Genomic DNA, 18,202 nt, shown 5'->3' on the forward strand with positions numbered 1-18,202 from the left:
TGAAGATCAATGGAACAACAACCGAAGCAAGAGATCTCCTTTCGCTTTCCAGACGGATTTTGGTGGGGAAGTGCCACATCCGCTACGCAAATTGAAGGAGCGGCAAATGAAGGCGGAAAAGGGCCGAATATTTGGGATTACTGGTATGAAAAAGAGCCAAATCGATTTTTTAACGGTGTTGGTCCGTCCGTTACTTCTGATTTTTATCATCGCTATAAAGAAGATATTGCGTTAATGAAAGAAATTGGTCATAATTCCTTTCGCTTTTCGATTTCATGGTCACGGCTGATTCCGGATGGAAATGGCGATGTGAACGAAGAAGCGGTGCGATTTTATAACAATGTCATTAACGAGTTGTTAGCAAATGACATTGAACCGTTTGTAAATTTATTCCATTTTGATATGCCGCTTGCAATGCAGCAATTGGGCGGCTGGGAAAGCCGCGATGTCGTGGACGCTTATGCTCGTTATGCAAAAATTTGTTTTGAACTATTCGGCGATCGTGTAAAAAAATGGTTTACCCATAACGAACCGATCGTTCCGGTTGAAGGCGGGTATTTATACGAGTTCCATTATCCGAACGTTGTTGATTTTCAACGGGCTGTACAAGTGGCTTACCATACTATCGTGGCCCACGCCAAGGCAGTGCAAGTGTTTAAGCAAATGAATATGAAGGATGGAAAAATTGGAATTATTTTAAATTTAACTCCTTCCTATCCACGAAGCAGCCATCCTGCTGATGTGAAAGCGGCGCATATTGCGGATTTATTTTTCAACCGCAGCTTTTTAGATCCGGCGGTAAAAGGGGAATATCCGCAAGATCTCGTCGACCTTTTGCGGGAGCACGGATATTTGCCGGTAACTGAAGAAGGAGATAAAGAGTTAATCAAAGAAAATACTGTTGATATTCTTGGAATTAACTATTATCAGCCGCGGCGTGTAAAAGCAAAAGAACATCTTCCAAATCCGGAAGCGCCGTTTATGCCGGAACGCTTTTTTGATTATTACGTAATGCCGGGAAGAAAAATGAATCCTTATCGCGGCTGGGAGATTTATGAAAAAGGAATTTATGATATTTTAATGAATGTAAAAGAAAATTACGGCAATATCGAATGCTTTATTTCAGAAAACGGCATGGGTGTTGAAGGAGAAGAGCGGTTCCTCGATGAAAACGGAATGATTCATGACGATTATCGCATCGAATTTATTCGCGAACATTTAAAATGGGTGCACCAAGCGATTCAAGAAGGGGCTAACGTCAAAGGATATCATGTATGGACGTTCATGGATAACTGGTCGTGGATGAATGCGTATAAAAATCGTTACGGATTAGTGGCGGTCGATCTTGAAAATGACCGGAAACGGACGATCAAGAAGAGCGGATACTGGTTTAAAACGCTTGCCGAGAACAACGGGTTTTAGTAGGTTAATATGGTTATCCCTTCTTTTGGGATAACCTTCTTTTTCTCACATATTGTACAAATGTAAAAGAAAAATTACAATAAAGATAAAAATTGTGATATAAAGGATGACGGTGATGCCAAAGTACGAACAAATTTCGAATGAAATTCGCAAACGAATCAAAGAAGGGGTATATTCCCCAGACGAACCGATTCCCGACGAGCTTTCGCTAGCGCAGGAATTTGGCTGCAGCCGAATGACGATTAAACGCGCGCTCGATGTACTCGTGTCGGAAGGCTTACTGTATCGCAAACGCGGACATGGAACGTTTATTGTCAAATCGGCGATATTAGATGGTCAAGTAAATGTCGTTAGCAATGAGACGCTTGGCTTAACGAATTTGTTAAAGGGAAGAAAAGTGACAAGTAAAATTATTACGTTTGAGGTGCTGTTTCCGTCGGAAGAGGTGGCAACCCATTTATGTATTGATACAAACACACCGGTTTATCATCTGGTTCGTCTTCGCAACGTCGATGACGAACCGTACGTCATTGAACGTACGTATATGCCGACCAATTTAATTACGGGACTAAACGAAAAAGTGCTTCATTCTTCGATTTACAATTATATTACGAATGAGTTAGGTTTAACGATCGCCGGGTCGCACAGGAAAATTCGCGCGGCCAAACCAAATGAGCTTGACCAAAAGTATTTGCAATGCGCGCCGGATGATCCGGTGTTAGAATTGGAACAAGTAGGATTTTTAAACAATGGGCTCCCTTTTGAATATTCCTTTTCCCGCCATCGTTACGATAAATTCGTCTTTGTCACGGTCAATATTCGCCGCTGAAAAAAGCTTGTCCTTTTGCTAGTAGAAGGACAAGCTTTTTTCATTGAAGTAATGGTTTGTTCAAGGAAGCGAATGTCGCATAGAGCAACGCTGCTGGGTGCTCGGCAGAAAGCTGGCGGTGGTATTGTTCGACATGGGCGAAATAGTGCGTGATTTGCGGAGAGTGAAGAATCGAAAGAATGGCATCGGAAATATTACGCAACTCCTTCCAGTTTAAAAAATCAAACACGAGATGATGCCGCTTCAATATGCGAAAGTTGATTTCCTCTTGCCCCGGAAGCGTATCATAAATAAAAATCGGCAGTCTTTTATATAAACATTCGCTAATGGTCACGCCGCCTGGTTTGGTTAAAATAAAATCTGCTTGATCATAAAGCGCGTTCATCTCCTGGCGTGATGAAATGTAAGGGAGCGGAATAAGGCGAGGATGGTTTTCGCTTTGCAGCTGTTTGTACATTCGTTCGTTTTTCCCGCAAAGGACATAATAATCGATTGGATCGTCGGGAGAAATTTTTTTCAACATATGCTTAAGCGTGCCAATGCCTAAGCTGCCGCCGGAAATAAGCCCGAAATAGCGGGAGCGCTTCATTTGTTTTTCCCGTTTTCCGATCGTTATGTCAGGGTGAAGCGGAATGCCGGTTACACAAATGCGGTTTTCCGGAACTCCTTTTTTACGCAGCTGCATTTTCATATAAGGATGGCCGATAAAATGGCAATCAATAGCTTCCGTTCCCCATAAATCATGAACAAAATAATCGGTATAGACGTTGACGACCGGATTGGTTATTTCCCCGTTTCTTTTGAGCCGGTTTAACAAGTAGGAAGGAAGGGAATGTGTACAGACGATGATATCTGGCTGGACATGTTTCACTATATTTTTTACATGTTCAAGAAAAAGCAGTTCGTAATGCGGAAATGATGGCTGTCTCTTTTTCTGGCGGACGACGGAGTGATAGTACAAGGTGTTGTATGTTTTAGGGAAATGACGAATCCAGTTTACATAAATATAGGAAACTAGCTTTTCCCCTCTTCCTAGCCGCGATGAGAGCAGTTCTATTTTATGGCATTGTAACTGTGGATCCATAGCTAGAAGTCCATCTTTTAACGCATCCGCCGCCTGGTGATGGCCGGAGGGGATTTGCAACAATGGAAGAAAGAGTACGGTTTTCATGTCAATCACCTGATGAACAAGATTATTATCGAGTGTGTGCAAAATATGAATTTTTATGCGGTTTGTCCGTCCCTTTTTTATCCATTTATAAACCTTAGGAGAATGTTTCACAATATCAATGTAAATGAGCAATAACCGGAAAAGAGGGGAGTGTATGAAGGAAAAAGCGAGACAATGCGTTTTAGCGGTATGGGGGGCGTTTGATCCGATTTATTACGCATGTTCCAGGCTTGAGTATGTTGGAACGGAAAGGAACGGCTGCCAGCCGATTTTTCGTGTCCGCATAACGAGGTATAAAGGAAGGGAAGTGGTGTTATCAGACGGCACGAAAATACAAAAAAACGACCTTCTCCTCAAAATTCATTTGCATAACGTTCGTCTTATTCGCGAGCTGCTTCGCTTCGATAGCGAAATTAAAAAAGGCCGTTATATTTTTGAACAAGTGAAAGCCGGGCTCCCTTACGTTGCCCATTATCTCCGCCATCATGAACAATTTCCGGAAATCAAAGGGATTATCGGCATTACAATGTTAAACAAAGGATGCGAGCGATTAGGATTTGAAACATTTTCTATCGTCAATCCGTTTTATAAGTGTTTTAAAACCATCGGGCTCATTCCAATGACCGTAGTTGCTCAACTCCGTTTTCAACCGTTGGGGCGGCCGCCGAAATATTTATTCATGTCGAAAAAGAAGCTATTGGCATTATACGGTTACCAGCCGATCCATTAACTCCCTCTTTTTTCTCTCTTCCCATTTACTATAATGGTAAAGAGGGAGGAAAGAGCAATGATATTCTTTTTTGTTTTTATTATTCTAATGCTTCTTTTATTTATGATTTATAAAGCGCACCGCAATACGTATGAAGCGGTTTTGCATAAAGTGAAAGTGCATTGCCGCGAGAGTGATCCAGACGTCGTCCGTATTTTGCATTTATCAGATCTTCACTTAGAAAAACTATCGATTTCCCCTGACTATCTATATAAGAAATTAAAAGATGAACCAATTGATTTGATTGCTTTAACCGGCGATTTTCTTGATCGTGAAACAAGCATTCCTAAGTTTGGTCCGTATTTGACGGCATTGCAAAAGCTAAATCCGACATACGGCATGTATGCGGTGTTCGGCAACCATGACTATGTTTTACAAGGAGAGCAGTTCGAACATTTAAGAGCAACGTTAGAACAACATGGATGCACCGTTTTGCAAAATGAAGCAAAGTCGGTTTCCATTAAAGGAAAAACGGTGAATATCATCGGCATTGATGATTTTTATACAGGGCGCAGTGACGTGGAAAAAGCGTATGCCCATGTAAAAGACGGCTTAAATCTCGTACTCACGCACGATCCGAATATTGTATTGCACATGCGCCATTATCACTTTGATTATTTGCTTTCCGGGCATTTTCACGGCGGACAAATTCATTGGCCAAAGCCGTATCATCTTGTAAAAATGGGAAAACTAGTGCGGATGAATATCATTAAAGGCTATCACGAACTGGATGGTAAGCCGTTTTATATTAGCGAAGGATTAGGTCAAACGGGGGTAAACATCCGCATTGGCACAAAACCGGAAATTACGCTGCATACATTGTCGTTAACACCATTGCATCAAGGCGAAGCGGTGAAGGCTGTCTAAAGCGACAGCCTTCTTTGTTTATAAGGATGGTTCCTCGTCTCTGATGATCCCCGTGCTTGTTCCTATTAAGACTTCTTTGCCATGTTGATTTCGATACACCGTCTTCATCGCCACTTTTTTGTATCCGTCCATCGGGACGACATCGGTAATCGTCAGTTCGCACGTAATCGTATCGCCGGAAAACACGGGGCGGATAAACTCACTATGCATTTCTCTTGCAATATAGTTTAAGTCCCCGCCGATTTTTGTGCCGATGCTGGCGGTAAACAATCCTTGGACCATCAGCCGGCCTTTCTCATCCCGTTCCATATGATGTCTCCCTTTGTCGCCAGATAACTCAGCGAATTGCCGTATTTCTTCCTCTGTGAAAGTGCGCTGCCAAGTAAATACATCCCCAGGTTTTAAATTCATTTCTTCCCTTCTCCCTTCTGCTTGTTCATCATTTATATTACAAAATTTTTATAATAATGAGAATATTTATTTATAAACAATCTAGGTGTTTTTGCATGAAAATAAATCGCAATGCACTTACTATAGCATAGAGAAACTGATCAATGCCCATACTTTTAAAGAAGAAAAAGGAAAAGGAGTGATGGCATTCATGGAACCATCATGGAAAGCGCTGCTTCCGTTTTTAGTGGTGATTCCCATATCGATTTGGACGAAACAAGTGATCCCTGGCTTGTTTGTTGGGTTGCTTTTAGGCAGTTATTTAATGGACCCGTCGCTGCTTGGCGGCTTGCGTACGATGCTTTCGTATTTAGTTAAGAATATAATGCAGATGAATAATATTCGCATCATTATTTTTCTGTATGTATTTGCTGGGCTGGTTAGTATGATTAAGTATACGGGCGGAATTAAAGGATTTGTGCATCTGATCAGTAAAAAAGTGAAATCAGCGAAAAGCGCGTTGATGTTAACATGGATTTCGACGATGGTGACATTTAGCGACCCTGATTTCCGCATTGTGACGATTGCGCCGATTATGAAAGCGTTAAAAAAACGCCTCGGATTATCTTCGCAGCAAATCGGGTTTGCGATTGAAGTGACGTCCAACCCAGTGGTAGCGCTTATTCCGTTGGCGACGGCATTCGTCGGCTATATGGTTTCCGTGATTGATAAAGCGCTAAAAACAGCGGGTATTGGCGCACAGCCATATATTGTATATGTCAAAAGCATTCCGTTTAACTTTTTTTCCTATACGATTATTATCGTTGGACTTTATTACAGCTTTTTTAAATATTCACGGAAAGCAGAAACACGTGCTGCGGCAGAAGGAGAAGGAAAGGTTGCGCCGATCCGCCGATGGAACGAACGGCTAGCCTTGGAGTTTGCCGAGGAAAATCAAGTCCATACGAATAAACAAGAGAAGGAAAATCCAAACGAGGCGCAAGGGGAAGAAGGGGAAGAGATGCAAACTTGCCCGCGCGCGTATAATAAGGAAACCCCAATCAAGCCATGGAATTTGATTGTTCCGTTATCCATTGTGCTTGTGCTGACGTTATTTTTAAGCTGGTGGGACGGACATAAAGGGGCAAAAACGTTTTTCGATGCGTTTTTGCGCAGCGATGCACTTGGCGCTATGTTAGAAGCATTATTTTTAACAGTAATCATTACGGTTGTTTATTTTCTCTTGCAAAAGTTTAAATTAAATGATTTGTTGACGCATTTTGTGAAAGGCGGAAACGAATTAATTTCCGTGATTTTAATGCTAGCCCTTATTTGGGCGCTTTCGGCGGTGTCGGAGGATTTAGGATTTTCGCAGTATATTACTGATCATGTAAAAGGGTGGATTCCGCAATATTTTGTGGCCCCTGTGCTGTTTTTGCTTGGTGCGGTCATTTCCTATTTTATCGGCTCTTCATGGGGGACATGGGGAATGTTAATGCCGCTTGGCGTCACGCTCGCGCATCAGGCAGGAACGAATATTTTGCCGGTGATTGGCGCCGTGTTTGCAAGCGGGACGTTCGGGGCGTTTGCCTCGCCGCTGAGCGATAATACGGTGACGTTATGTACGATTTTAGATTTGCCGGTGATGGAATATGCGCGGACAAAATTAGTTCCTGCGTTTATCGCGGCGGGAATGGCTGCCGTTCTGTTTGGTGTCATGTCGTTTATCATGCGCTAGGCCTTATCGGTAAAGTCTGCTCGAGATTTACGAGCGGACTTTATTTTTTTGGCAACGAAATAACGCAGACGTGGTAAACTGTAATACAAAGGGAAAAGGGAGCAAGGTGAAACGAATGGAAGAAGTACAGAAGCAACTAGAAGAATTGCAGCAATGCCAGGGGAATGATCCACAGGAGCAATTAGACGTCTTGCAAGAGCATCTTAAGCATATCGAAGCACAAATGGATGTGTATTACGATGAACAGGAAGATATCCGAGCGATGCATCGGTATTACCGGCGTGTACCGTTGGAGGGGGATGGACTTACGCTGTTTGTGAAATATCATGAACTCGTTTCGCGCACGCATAAGCGGCGGCTTCCTTATTTTTTCAGCAAGGATGAATATTTATATACATGGGTCGATTTGCAGCCGGATGGAACGGTCAGAAGCATTTATTCAGGAGAGAAGAAAGATCCAAAGACATTAATTCTTCAAGATTATGAAACGATGAAAAAACGCTATGATGCGTTCCGACAATTGTTGAAAAGAACAAGAGAATGGAAGAAAGAGGAAAAGTATCGGGTGAAAAAGATTGAACAGCAATGGAAGTTTAACGCCGAGCATGTCGTGCCGCAGTCATGGTTTGGCGCAAGAGAGCCGATGAAAGGGGATTTGCATCACCTCTTTGTTTGTCAGCCCGAATGCAATACGCTGCGTTCGAATTTTCCGTACGCTGATTTTCCGTTTTATAATCCGGAATCACCAAAAGAGAAGATTCAGAACCGCTGCGGCGTCGTACAAAACGGCTATTTCGAACCGGAATACGGAAAGGGAACGGTGGCGCGGGCGATGCTCTATTTTTTGCTGCGCTATCCGCACACTATCGCCAAAGCGTTTCGGAGTAAAATCGACGTTCCGCTTCTGATTCGCTGGCATCGGCAATTTCCAGCAACCATTTATGAGAGGCACCGTAATAGCGCTATTTTTTTCATTCAAGGAAATCGCAACCCATTTATTGATATTCCGGAGCTTGCGGAACGAATTGCGTTTCCGTTAAACTTAGCTCCATAAAAAACGGGCTCCCCGCCGGGGACCCGTTTTTTATGCAGAAATTGTGGGTTGATCCACTTTTTCCTTCTCACTTTTTTTGCGGAAATAGGTTGCAACAATTGGTCCGGAAATGTTGTGCCAGACGCTGAAAATGGCGCTTGGAACAGCAGCGAGCGGCGAAAAATGAGCGGTTGCGAGCGCGGCACCAAGCCCGGAATTTTGCATGCCGACTTCGATGGAAATCGCTTTTTGTTTCGGTACCGATAAGCGGAATAGTTTGGCAAACCAGTAGCCAAGCAATAATCCAAGCCCGTTATGAACAACGACGATGAAGAAAATGGCAAGCCCGCTTTTGGCAATCGCCTGCTGGTTTTGTCCGACGACGGCCGCGACAATGGCGACAATCGCGATGACAGAAACGAGCGGCAGAACTGGGATGCACGCTTTCACTTGTTTTTGGAAAAGAGCTTGCGCAATCAACCCTAAAATAATCGGAATTAGGACGACTTCTACAATCGACCAAAACAGCGATGCAGCAGAAACGGAGAGCCATTTTCCGGCAAGCAGCAAAATCAGCGACGGCGTCACGATCGGTGCCAGTATCGTAGAAGCGGATGTCACGGCGACCGACAGCGCGGTATCTCCTTTGGCCAAATAGGTCATCACGTTAGACGCTGTTCCGCCAGGACAGCAGCCAACGAGAATAATGCCAAGAGCGACTTCCCTCGAGACCGGCAAATAATGAGCAAGCAAAAAAGCAACAAGCGGCATAATGAGAAATTGGGCGACTACACCGATTAGCACCTCTGTCGGGCGCTTGAATATTTCTTTAAAGTCATTGACCGATAAGGTAAGGCCCATGCCAAACATGACAATGCCAAGCAGCGGGACTATGTATGGAGCGATCCACGTAAAAGCGTTTGGATTATAAAAAGCAAGAGCGGCAAATAAAAGCACCCAGACAGCAAAGGTGTTTCCAACAAAGTTGCTAAATTTCTCCAATGCCTTCATTGTTTTTCCTCCTTTAGTTAGTGAATATATACAAAGTATTATATATATTATTCTGAAAAGTTCAACTATACAGATTTTAGATTTGTAATTAGCCTGCTCCTTCCTCTAGACAGATACACCCAACGCATGGTATTTGTGAATTTATTGTGACGATAGAAAAAGTGTGAAAAAAATCACTTTCACAATCGTAAATTGTGGTATTATATTAATTGAGAAAAATAATCATTATTGTTCTATGATGAAAACCATTCTTATTTAAATTAGGAAAATGCCAAACACCACTTTATAAATTTTCACACGTTGACATATTGCTAATTGAAAAAAAGAATCATTGTTGACTGGGGGACGGAAAAGGTGGTTTTGACTGATCTTCGACAAGGGCAAAAGGCCGTTATTACAAATCTGGCAATAACCAATGAAGTAGTGAAACAACGTCTTCTTCATATGGGGATGCATGAAGGCGAAAAAATTTGCGTGAAATGTGTAATGCCGTTTGGAGGGCCTGTCATGGTAGAGGTCGATGGACAATACATTTGTCTGCGGCGTAAAGAAGCTGCTTGCATTGGAGTGAGATAATCGATGTCATCATATATTGCGTTATTCGGTAATCCTAATACGGGAAAAACTTCATTGTTTAATAATTTGACAGGCTCCTATGAATATGTTGGAAACTGGAGCGGAGTAACGGTAGAAAAAAAGGTTGGCATACTGCGGCAGCACGGTGTTCCCATCGTTGACCTTCCGGGAATCTATTCGCTGCAGCCGCTTTCCCGTGATGAAGGGGTAGCGACCGACTTTTTATTAACGGAACCTTGTTCTGCGATTGTCAACATTGTCGATGCTTCCCAGCTGCGGCGGAATTTGCATTTAACCGTGCAGCTTTTGGAGTTTGGCAAGCCGTTGATTGTTGCGTTAAATATGGTGGACGTAGCGGAAAAGCGTGGCGTCAAAGTCGATGCGGAAAAACTGTCGCGATGTATTGGCGCTCCTGTCGTTCCGGTGATTGCCCGCACTGGAAAAGGAACGAAAGAGCTTGTTCGCACGATTTTGTCTTTGTCCGAACAAAGTGGGGAGCGGGAGCATGTCGCGATCGATTACGGCCAAGATGTGGAAGCAGCCGTGCAAAAAATCAGCGAGCAGCTGCCTGACGATTTGCTGGCATCAAAGCGCTGGCTTGCGCTTCAGTTTTTAGAAGGAAATGAGCGTATTCACGCTTATTTGCAAACGTATATGGACATCGCCCCGCTTATAGCGGTTCGTGATGAGGCACAGCAAGCGCTCGGCCGTCCTTTAGCTGAACATATTTATGACGCGCGCGACAAATGGATTGTGCATGCCATCGAAACGTCAACGGTTATATTTCAGCAAAAGCCGCTTACATTAACAGAGAAAATCGATGCTGTCGTCACTAATAAATATTTGGGCTTGCCGATATTTCTCACATTTATGTATATCATGTTTATGTTAACGTTTGATTGGCTTGGTTCGCCGCTTGCTGATTTGCTGGATCAGTTTTTTTCCGGTCCGTTAACGGAGTGGCTTTCTAAGCTGTTGACGCTTGTAGGAGCATCGCCGTTCATTCAAGCGCTCGTATTGGATGGAATCGTCTCCGGGGTTGGCGGCGTGCTTGTCTTTGTGCCGCAAATTTTCATTCTCTTCTTTTTCATCTCGTTGTTGGAGGACTCCGGATATATGGCGCGCGTCGCCATGGTTATGGATCGGTTTATGGAGGCGATTGGCTTAAACGGAAAAGCGTTTATTCCGATGATTATCGGCTTTGGCTGCAACGTTCCCGGCGTCATGGCCGCACGAACGATTGAGCAGCCAAAAGAGCGGCTGTTGACGATTTTGTTGCTGCCGTTTATGTCTTGCTCGGCTCGTCTTCCGGTATATGCGTTATTTGCTGGTACCTTTTTCGTGAAAAATCAAGCGCTCGTCGTGTTTTCGCTATACGTGCTGGGCATTGTCGTTGCGCTAAGCTTGGCGAAGCTGTTTTCCTCTACATTATTAAAGAATGAAAGCTCCGTTTTTGTGATCGAACTGCCGCCGTATCGGATGCCGCAAGCGTTGACATTGTGGCGGAGCACGTGGGACAAAGGAAAAGGATTCGTGCGAAAAGCTGGTACGTTTATTTTCGGCGGATCGGTTGCGATTTGGTTGTTGACGTATGTTGGACCAAAAGGAATTGGCGTTTCCATGGCTGACAGTTTTCTTGCGGTAATAGGCGGTGTGCTCGCGCCAATTTTGGCGCCGCTCGGCTTTGGAACATGGCAAGCCGGTGCGTCGCTGATAACGGGATTTTTAGCAAAAGAAGTCGTGGTTTCGACGATGAATATTATTTATCATGCAAAAGATATGGACTTGTTGCAAGGGGCAATCACGCAACACTTTACGCCGCTATCAGCGCTTAGCTTTATGGTGTTTGTGCTCCTTTATATCCCATGTCTAGCAACGGTGGCGACGATCCGCAAAGAAGCGGGTTCAAGAAAATGGACGTTGATTTCCATTGGCTGTGCGTTAGCGGTTGCGTATACCATTTCATTTCTCATTTACGAAGGCGGGAAGCTGTTCGGATACTGATGGGAGGGAAGAAAAAACATGATTGCAAGTATTTTAATTGGCGGATCCATTTTTGCCTATGCCGGATGGACGCTCGTTCGCCATATGAAAAAAAGTTCCAAAGGAATGTGTGCTAGCTGCTCTCTATCTGACAATTGCCATGGATCGTGTTCGGCAAAAAATCTTGAAGAAGCCGTTGGTGGAAAACGGGGTTCCCTATCGTGACAGGGAATCCCGTTTTTTTTATCCTACTTCAATAGTCTGTGATTTTGTAAATTTGTAAAATGGACATAACGTGGCAAAGTTTGGGGAATGGTAAAAGTGTAATCGTACGTCCGTGCAAATCGGGGGTTCGAGTAATGAGGATGATGAGATGGATAATGAAGAGGTGGCTTAAACGGCAAAAAGCAGTATATGAACAGCCGCTGTCGATTTACATGAACGAAAATATTCTCTCTATCCAGCGTACAATCGGGGAAAGCTCTGATATCGTATTGCGGACCATCCGAGGCAAAAAAGATGGGGGACGTCAGCTAAGCATCATTTATACGGATGGGCTTGTATTGTCTTTGGCGAGAGTGTTGCAAAAGAAGGGTTACGGAAACCGCTTGATTTTTTGTCGCGCGATCACGAAATGAGGGCTGATTTTTATATTTTAATTGCCCGGGGGACGAGTGCGGGAAATGTTTTAAAAACGTTAGACCCGCAAGAAAACATTCCGGCCAACGCCATGTTTTTATCGCTGGAAACGTCGGAGAAGAGCTTCGCTGCTACCGTCGTAAAGGAAATTGATGATTTAATTACAGAGATTGTCAGTGATGGACAAGACCCTGTTATTACCGGAATTAAGGTAACGGGAAGAAAAGAGCAGGGAATGAGCATGGAAGAAAATTTAAAAAAAGTGGATACACCAGTACGCTTGAAATTGGACGGCACTGCGGTATTTCGCGACGATAAGCTTGTCGGCTGGCTGAACAGCTCAGAAACAAAAGGATATAATTACGCGACGGGACGGGTCAAAGACACGGTCGGTAATATCGCTTGTCCGGAGCATCAAGGCAATATGGCGATCGAAGTGCTGCGAACCGATGCCAAAATAAAGGGGAAAGTAAAGAATGGCAGGCCGATAGTCGATATATATATTGAATCGGAAGCGAACATCGGCGAGGTAGAATGCGATATAGACTTAATGAACCTATCTACTTTTACAAAATTAAAACGCATGCTGAACAAACAAAGTAAGAAACAGATCGACATGGCAGTGGAAAAAGCGAAGGAGTTTCGCAGCGATATTTTCGGATTCGGGAATGCGATTCATCGGTCGGATCCAAAAGGCTGGGCACAAGTGAAACATCACTGGAGCGATCTCTTCCCGGACACAAAGGTGAATGTTCACGTCCACACCAAATTGCAGCGCACAGGGACGATTACGGAATCGTTTCAAAAAGAGAATGTGAAGTGATGAATAGAAACTGTGGCATTGAGTGAATTTTTACAGAGCCGCCAGGGCAACGTTAGGGCATTTCGCATGCGAAAGCTTTCGTTGCCCCCATTTTTTGTTGATTATTGTCTAAAAATGATGGGCAACAACCGTGAATTTTAGGAGGAATTGAGAAATTTTGTTTTAAATTAGGAAGAAAGTCCTATTTACATTGTCAAAAAGAATCGATAATAATGGGAATAGACAGAATAGTTTCGAAAAGATGAAATATTCTGTCTAATGAAAATGATAGGAGAACACATCATGGTATATGATGGAATTTTATTATCGCTGCTAGTCGGCTTTTTTCGCGGGGGAAGTTTTAAAGGCCTCGCCAATATGAAGCTGCGTGGCGGCTGGTTGTTTCCAATATTGTTGGCAGTGCAGTTCGTTATTTTTATCTTGCAGGATAAAGTGGCAATCATTGGCAAACTCAGCAACGCCTTGTTTCTTCTTGTATATGTGGTTGGCCTCTTTTTTCTCTGGCTTAACCGGAACCAGCCTGGATTTATTGTTATTTTTGCCGGAGTGCTATTAAACTTTATCGTAATGGCGCTCAATGGGGGACGGATGCCGGTATCGATCGAAGCGGCGCAATTTCTTGGCCGTGAATACATCGACGCATTAAGAGCGGGAGTATACGGCAAACATCAGGCGATTACATCTGATACATTATTGCCGTTTTTAGGCGATATTATCCCATTATCCCCGCCATACCCGCGCCGACAAGTGATCAGCATTGGCGATGTCGTTATGAACGTAGGAGCGTTTTTCTTTATTCAGCATCTAATGCTTAGTGCACCAGGCAAAAACACATCTGCCGCTCCTGCGAGTAGATAAATTATAATAATTATATTATAAGGAGGTGTAGACCTGGTTGCTAAAATCGTTGTCGTGTACTGACCGATGGAAGGAATGGTGCACGACAGATGCCGTCGCTGACAGCGAGCCACGGGGTGTCTTTCACAGTAGGTGAATGACAAGGGGATTCCCTTCCTGATGGAACTCGGTGAGAATCCGAGCGGCAAGCGGTGTTTCCTAGTTCCATCGCGATGAATCGATTTTTATAGATTTTAGTAACTAGGCAAAAAGCATGAGTGTAAAAGTAAAACAAGTACTTATTAATCTTTTTATTATTGGTTCTGTCATTATTGCATTGACATCTGGGATGAAATTGGTGTGAAATAGGAGGAGAAGTAATTTTATAAATTACTTCTCCTGTTTTGCTATTAATGAGTTGAGAGTGATAAAATATGTACAGACATTCCATATATACTAAATTATATATTTGGTTTATAACATGTCTAGGGATAGCCGTTTATTTGTTACATGCAGAGTTTCCGGCAGCATCCTTAGAGGATTGGGTTTTGATTTATGTATTGACATCATCGGTTTTATTAGTCAATCATTTTCTAGTATATTTGCCCCCAGAAGGAAACTCCATCTCGATGGATTCAGCCATTTATTTAGCATGTCTTTTTACGTTTGGATTACGTATAACTTTAATTATTTTGCTTTTAGCTAGCTTTATATATGCTTTATATAAAAGTAGAATAGAATTATGGAAGCACTTGTTCAACTTTTCAATGTACAGCTTGATGATTATAGGTTCTTATTATACATTCTTGGCTATTGGTGGGAAAATCGGCACAATAGATATTTATGATATTTTTCCTTATGTATTTGCATTGTTAATATATTTTTTATTAAACATTTTTCTATTATCATCCTATTTCATTGTTTCCTCAAAAATATTTAAGGGAGTATTGAACTTTGGACTTTTTAAGGAAGTTGCAATGACGTACTGCATAACTCTAATTCTTTCTCTTGACTTGTCTATTTTATTACAGAAGGAAACATATTTTGGTACATTTTTGTTTACTATTTTAGTTGTATTATTATCCATTGCATTTAGTAAGTTTCTACATTTATATCAACAAATATCTAATCGTGCAAATAAAGATCATTTAACAGGACTGTACAATCACGGATTCTTTAAAGAAATGTTAAAGGAACAATTTTATGATGCAAAAAAATTAAAACATTCGTTTACTCTTGCTTTATTAGATTTAGACGATTTTAAAAAATATAACGACCGCAACGGCCATCTTCAAGGAGACAAGCTGCTTGAGTTTTTCGGTGATTTGCTGAAAAAAGCGACAGAGGATACAAATTTTATCGTTGCTCGTTACGGCGGTGAAGAGTTTGCGCTTTTAATGCCGAATACGACGAAGGAAGAGGCGCATGTTTTTTTAGATCGGCTGCGCAAACAAGTTAATGACACATATTTTCCTGGGGTGGAGCATATTCCTTACCGTTGTCTTTCTTTTTCCTGCGGGATTGCGGAAATGGAAAAAGGAATGTATGACAGCGGTGAGTTGATTCATAAAGCGGACCAAGCGCTTTATTATGCAAAAGCGCAAGGGAAAAACAATGTGCAAATCTACAATGAGCACAACATCTGTCTTGATGAAATAAGGTTTAAACAAGATTTAGACACGCTGGAGCAGCAAATAAAGTTTTTTTTATCTAAGGACGTTTATACATATCGCCATAGCAAACGCGTCTTCAAATATGCGCTCGAATTCAGCAAGCAGCTTGATTTAACGGATCATGAAAAGCAGACGCTAATTTTAGGCGCGCTTATTCACGATATTGGAAAAATCGAAGTGCCACGTGATATTTTGAATAAAGAAGAAAAATTGACTTCGCATGAGTGGGAAATTGTAAAAAAGCATGTCACATGGGGAAAAGAAATTATTGCTGCGGAAAAACAATTTGATGATTTAATTCCGCTTGTCGAGCTTCATCATGAACGCTATGATGGAAAAGGATATCCATACGGACTGAAAGGTCAGGAAATTCCCAAACTTGCTCGTATTTTAACTATTATTGATTCGTTCGATGCGATGACGACAGAACGGCCGTATCAGTGCACGAAAACGTTTGAAGAAGCGATCGCAGAGATCGAGCGGTGCGCTGGAACGCAGTTTGATCCTTTGTATGCGAAAATGTTTACCGAGTTTGTTCAAACGAATTATTTGCCGCGTTTACAGAGGCAGGCGCCAAGTTAAGAATTTTTTTGTACACTTGCCAGTTTGGCAGGTGTTTTTTATTTTTTTGTAATAAATTGATCGTTTTTGAACGTTTATTAATTTTTTTGATTAAAAATGATTATTTTTGATTGATTTTGATTGATCTTTCGACAAATTTCGCTTATGATAGTAGTACAATCCATTTGATTCATTTATGGGAGGTAAGGTGATTGCTTACAGAGGAACGCCATCGCATTATATTGGATCTGTTAGCGCGAAAAGAAGTAGTCAAGCTGCAAGAGCTGGTTGAGGCGACCCATTCTTCCGAGTCCACCATTCGCCGCGATTTAACGCAGCTGGAAAAAGAGAAAAAGCTGCGGCGGATTCATGGCGGTGCTACGTTGCCTCACCAAAAACGGGAAGAGTTAAGCGTGTTGGAAAAATCGGCGAAACATATCGAAGAAAAGAAACGAATTGCCGAATACGCGGCAAGCCTTGTTGAGCACGGGGATTGCATTTATTTAGATGCGGGCACGACGACGCTCGAGATGATCCCGCACTTGCGCGGCAAAGATATCGTGGTCGTCACAAACGGGATGATGCATCTAGAGCTGCTTTTAGAAAATGACATTGCGACGTATTTGCTTGGCGGTTTGTTGAAAAAGAAGACGAAAGCGCTCATTGGCCGCGGCGCATTGCAGTCATTGCAAAGCTACAGCTTTGATAAATGTTTTATCGGCGCCAACGGGGTTCACTATGAATACGGATATACGACGCCGGATCCGGAAGAGGCGATGGTAAAGCATACAGCGATGCGCCTGGCGCAAAAAGCGTATGTGCTTGCCGATCATTCGAAGCTGAACGAAAGCGCGTTTGCGAAAATTGCCGATTTGCATGAAGCAATATTGATCACCGATCAGTTGGATGAAGAGTGGCAAGAACTATATAAAGCAAAAACAGCAGTAGAGGTTGTGGCAAAATGATTTACACATGTACATTAAATCCATCTGTCGATTATGTGGTACACGTCGATGAACTTCGCGTGGGCGAATTAAACCGCGCAGTGAAAACGTTGACATTCCCTGGCGGAAAAGGGATTAACGTGTCGCGGGTATTGAAACGGCTCGGTGTCGACAGCACCGCACTCGGGTTTATCGGCGGTTTTACCGGCGAGTTTATCGAAAAAGAGCTTGGCAAAGAAAACATTGTGTGCGATTTCGTGAAAATTCCGGGAAATACGCGCATTAATGTGAAATTAAAAGCGGGGCTAGAAACGGAAATTAACGGCCAAGGGCCGACGGTAGAGGCGGAACACGAGGTGCAGCTTCTTGAAAAAATTCGCTCGCTGACGGAAAACGATATCATCGTTTTGGCAGGAAGCGTGCCCTCTTCTATGTCTTCAGATGTTTATGAGAAAATTTGCGATGAGGCAAAAAAAAGAAATGCAAAAGTAGTGGTGGATACAAGCGGGCCGGCATTAAAAGCGCTGCTTGCCCACAAGCCGTTTTTCGCCAAGCCAAATCATAAAGAATTAGCCGAGCTATTTGGGACAAGCTTTCAGGCTAAAGAAGAAATCATCGCTTACGGCCGCCGGCTTGTCGAAATGGGCGTAGAAAACGTGATCGTATCAATGGCCGGCGATGGCGCATTCTACTTTAACCGCGCGGTGACGCTGTTTGCTAAAGCGCCGCAAGGAACAGTGAAAAATTCCGTGGGCGCGGGCGATTCGATGGTAGCAGGATTTCTTGCCGCGTATACAAGCGGAAAAAGTTTGGAAGAAGCGTTTGCTTATAGCGTCGCATCTGGAAGTGCAACGGCATTTTCCGAAGATTTATGCACGAAAGACCGTGTCGAACAGCTGGTACATGAAGTTAATGTTATGCGTTTCTAATGGTATG

The 18,202-nt window shown here is 42.9% G+C and carries 18 protein-coding genes; 15 read left to right on the forward strand and 3 right to left on the reverse strand.

Going from position 1 to position 18,202, the window contains the following annotated elements:
• The first annotated feature begins 9 nt into the window (after window positions 1–9).
• Both BV455_RS17995 and BV455_RS18000 read left to right on the forward strand, forming a co-directional pair.
• On the forward strand, window positions 10–1,422 hold the full coding sequence (locus tag BV455_RS17995) for a glycoside hydrolase family 1 protein (RefSeq protein WP_218687516.1): 1,413 nt from the start codon (window positions 10–12) through the stop codon (window positions 1,420–1,422).
• 115 nt (window positions 1,423–1,537) lie between these two features.
• Window positions 1,538–2,251, forward strand: a complete 714-nt coding sequence (locus tag BV455_RS18000; RefSeq protein ID WP_017434240.1) for a GntR family transcriptional regulator — start codon at window positions 1,538–1,540, stop codon at window positions 2,249–2,251.
• Between the two features lie 40 nt (window positions 2,252–2,291).
• On the opposite strand, the gene BV455_RS18005 is transcribed toward BV455_RS18000, so the two are convergent.
• Window positions 2,292–3,422 (reverse strand): MGDG synthase family glycosyltransferase, encoded by a 1,131-nt coding sequence (locus BV455_RS18005; protein ID WP_218687517.1) that lies wholly within the window; start codon window positions 3,420–3,422, stop codon window positions 2,292–2,294.
• A gap of 154 nt (window positions 3,423–3,576) precedes the next feature.
• Between BV455_RS18005 and BV455_RS18010 the strand changes: the two genes are divergently transcribed.
• Window positions 3,577–4,152, forward strand: a complete 576-nt coding sequence (locus tag BV455_RS18010) for a YkoP family protein (RefSeq protein ID WP_218687518.1) — start codon at window positions 3,577–3,579, stop codon at window positions 4,150–4,152.
• A 57-nt stretch (window positions 4,153–4,209) separates the two neighbouring features.
• A complete protein-coding gene (locus BV455_RS18015) occupies window positions 4,210–5,058 on the forward strand; it encodes a metallophosphoesterase (protein WP_017434237.1) in 849 nt (282 codons plus the stop codon).
• Window positions 5,059–5,076: 18 nt separating this feature from the next.
• Here BV455_RS18015 and BV455_RS18020 read toward each other — a convergent pair whose 3' ends face one another.
• The gene (locus tag BV455_RS18020) at window positions 5,077–5,469 is read right to left on the reverse strand and encodes a MaoC family dehydratase (RefSeq protein WP_017434236.1); all 393 of its coding nucleotides are present in this window, start codon (window positions 5,467–5,469) and stop codon (window positions 5,077–5,079) included.
• Window positions 5,470–5,659: 190 nt separating this feature from the next.
• Between BV455_RS18020 and BV455_RS18025 the strand changes: the two genes are divergently transcribed.
• Both BV455_RS18025 and BV455_RS18030 read left to right on the forward strand, forming a co-directional pair.
• A complete protein-coding gene (locus tag BV455_RS18025; RefSeq protein ID WP_026078369.1) occupies window positions 5,660–7,186 on the forward strand; it encodes a Na+/H+ antiporter NhaC family protein in 1,527 nt (508 codons plus the stop codon).
• A 115-nt stretch (window positions 7,187–7,301) separates the two neighbouring features.
• Entirely contained in the window at window positions 7,302–8,240 is a 939-nt protein-coding gene (locus BV455_RS18030; protein WP_218687519.1) for an endonuclease I family protein, read from the forward strand.
• Window positions 8,241–8,270: 30 nt separating this feature from the next.
• Here BV455_RS18030 and BV455_RS18035 read toward each other — a convergent pair whose 3' ends face one another.
• Window positions 8,271–9,230 (reverse strand): bile acid:sodium symporter family protein, encoded by a 960-nt coding sequence (locus BV455_RS18035; protein WP_017434233.1) that lies wholly within the window; start codon window positions 9,228–9,230, stop codon window positions 8,271–8,273.
• A 354-nt stretch (window positions 9,231–9,584) separates the two neighbouring features.
• Here BV455_RS18035 and BV455_RS18040 point away from each other — a divergent pair, with 354 nt between their 5' ends.
• The 9 genes from BV455_RS18040 to pfkB all read left to right on the forward strand — a co-directional run bounded on the left by BV455_RS18040 (window position 9,585) and on the right by pfkB (window position 18,195).
• The gene (locus tag BV455_RS18040) at window positions 9,585–9,806 is read left to right on the forward strand and encodes a FeoA family protein (RefSeq protein WP_061579239.1); all 222 of its coding nucleotides are present in this window, start codon (window positions 9,585–9,587) and stop codon (window positions 9,804–9,806) included.
• A 3-nt stretch (window positions 9,807–9,809) separates the two neighbouring features.
• On the forward strand, window positions 9,810–11,810 hold the full coding sequence (feoB, locus tag BV455_RS18045; RefSeq protein WP_218687520.1) for a ferrous iron transport protein B: 2,001 nt from the start codon (window positions 9,810–9,812) through the stop codon (window positions 11,808–11,810).
• A gap of 18 nt (window positions 11,811–11,828) precedes the next feature.
• Complete coding sequence (locus BV455_RS18050) at window positions 11,829–12,014, forward strand: FeoB-associated Cys-rich membrane protein (protein ID WP_081162046.1); 186 nt, start codon at window positions 11,829–11,831, stop codon at window positions 12,012–12,014.
• Window positions 12,015–12,169: 155 nt separating this feature from the next.
• The gene (locus tag BV455_RS20515) at window positions 12,170–12,427 is read left to right on the forward strand and encodes a hypothetical protein (protein WP_223845252.1); all 258 of its coding nucleotides are present in this window, start codon (window positions 12,170–12,172) and stop codon (window positions 12,425–12,427) included.
• Window positions 12,406–13,251, forward strand: a complete 846-nt coding sequence (locus BV455_RS18055; RefSeq protein ID WP_245005298.1) for a Ger(x)C family spore germination protein — start codon at window positions 12,406–12,408, stop codon at window positions 13,249–13,251. The genes BV455_RS20515 and BV455_RS18055 overlap by 22 nt, the downstream gene beginning before the upstream one ends.
• Before the next feature lie 282 nt (window positions 13,252–13,533).
• Window positions 13,534–14,109 carry a DUF5317 domain-containing protein gene (locus tag BV455_RS18060; protein ID WP_017434227.1) on the forward strand — a complete coding sequence of 192 codons (576 nt, stop codon included), beginning with the start codon at window positions 13,534–13,536 and terminating at the stop codon, window positions 14,107–14,109.
• A 413-nt stretch (window positions 14,110–14,522) separates the two neighbouring features.
• A complete protein-coding gene (locus tag BV455_RS18065; protein WP_026078368.1) occupies window positions 14,523–16,343 on the forward strand; it encodes a bifunctional diguanylate cyclase/phosphohydrolase in 1,821 nt (606 codons plus the stop codon).
• A 191-nt stretch (window positions 16,344–16,534) separates the two neighbouring features.
• The gene (locus tag BV455_RS18070; protein WP_042407828.1) at window positions 16,535–17,287 is read left to right on the forward strand and encodes a DeoR/GlpR family DNA-binding transcription regulator; all 753 of its coding nucleotides are present in this window, start codon (window positions 16,535–16,537) and stop codon (window positions 17,285–17,287) included.
• Window positions 17,284–18,195 (forward strand): 1-phosphofructokinase, encoded by a 912-nt coding sequence (pfkB, locus tag BV455_RS18075; protein WP_042407830.1) that lies wholly within the window; start codon window positions 17,284–17,286, stop codon window positions 18,193–18,195. Before BV455_RS18070 ends, pfkB begins: the two co-directional genes overlap by 4 nt.
• Window positions 18,196–18,202 lie beyond the last annotated feature (7 nt).

The organism is Parageobacillus caldoxylosilyticus (assembly GCF_019272935.1).
GTDB lineage: Bacteria > Bacillota > Bacilli > Bacillales > Anoxybacillaceae > Saccharococcus > Saccharococcus caldoxylosilyticus.

Coding starts and splice junctions, on each gene's coding strand:
- BV455_RS18065 (WP_026078368.1), top strand. CDS start 14,523: ATGTACAGACATTCCATATATACTAAATTATATATTTGGTTTATAACA.
- BV455_RS18025 (WP_026078369.1), top strand. CDS start 5,660: ATGGAACCATCATGGAAAGCGCTGCTTCCGTTTTTAGTGGTGATTCCC.
- BV455_RS18060 (WP_017434227.1), top strand. CDS start 13,534: ATGGTATATGATGGAATTTTATTATCGCTGCTAGTCGGCTTTTTTCGC.
- BV455_RS18010 (WP_218687518.1), top strand. CDS start 3,577: ATGAAGGAAAAAGCGAGACAATGCGTTTTAGCGGTATGGGGGGCGTTT.
- BV455_RS18015 (WP_017434237.1), top strand. CDS start 4,210: ATGATATTCTTTTTTGTTTTTATTATTCTAATGCTTCTTTTATTTATG.
- BV455_RS20515 (WP_223845252.1), top strand. CDS start 12,170: ATGAAGAGGTGGCTTAAACGGCAAAAAGCAGTATATGAACAGCCGCTG.
- BV455_RS18030 (WP_218687519.1), top strand. CDS start 7,302: ATGGAAGAAGTACAGAAGCAACTAGAAGAATTGCAGCAATGCCAGGGG.
- BV455_RS17995 (WP_218687516.1), top strand. CDS start 10: ATGGAACAACAACCGAAGCAAGAGATCTCCTTTCGCTTTCCAGACGGA.
- feoB (WP_218687520.1), top strand. CDS start 9,810: ATGTCATCATATATTGCGTTATTCGGTAATCCTAATACGGGAAAAACT.
- BV455_RS18050 (WP_081162046.1), top strand. CDS start 11,829: ATGATTGCAAGTATTTTAATTGGCGGATCCATTTTTGCCTATGCCGGA.
- BV455_RS18005 (WP_218687517.1), bottom strand. CDS start 3,422: ATGAAAACCGTACTCTTTCTTCCATTGTTGCAAATCCCCTCCGGCCAT.
- pfkB (WP_042407830.1), top strand. CDS start 17,284: ATGATTTACACATGTACATTAAATCCATCTGTCGATTATGTGGTACAC.
- BV455_RS18020 (WP_017434236.1), bottom strand. CDS start 5,469: ATGAATTTAAAACCTGGGGATGTATTTACTTGGCAGCGCACTTTCACA.
- BV455_RS18035 (WP_017434233.1), bottom strand. CDS start 9,230: ATGAAGGCATTGGAGAAATTTAGCAACTTTGTTGGAAACACCTTTGCT.
- BV455_RS18000 (WP_017434240.1), top strand. CDS start 1,538: ATGCCAAAGTACGAACAAATTTCGAATGAAATTCGCAAACGAATCAAA.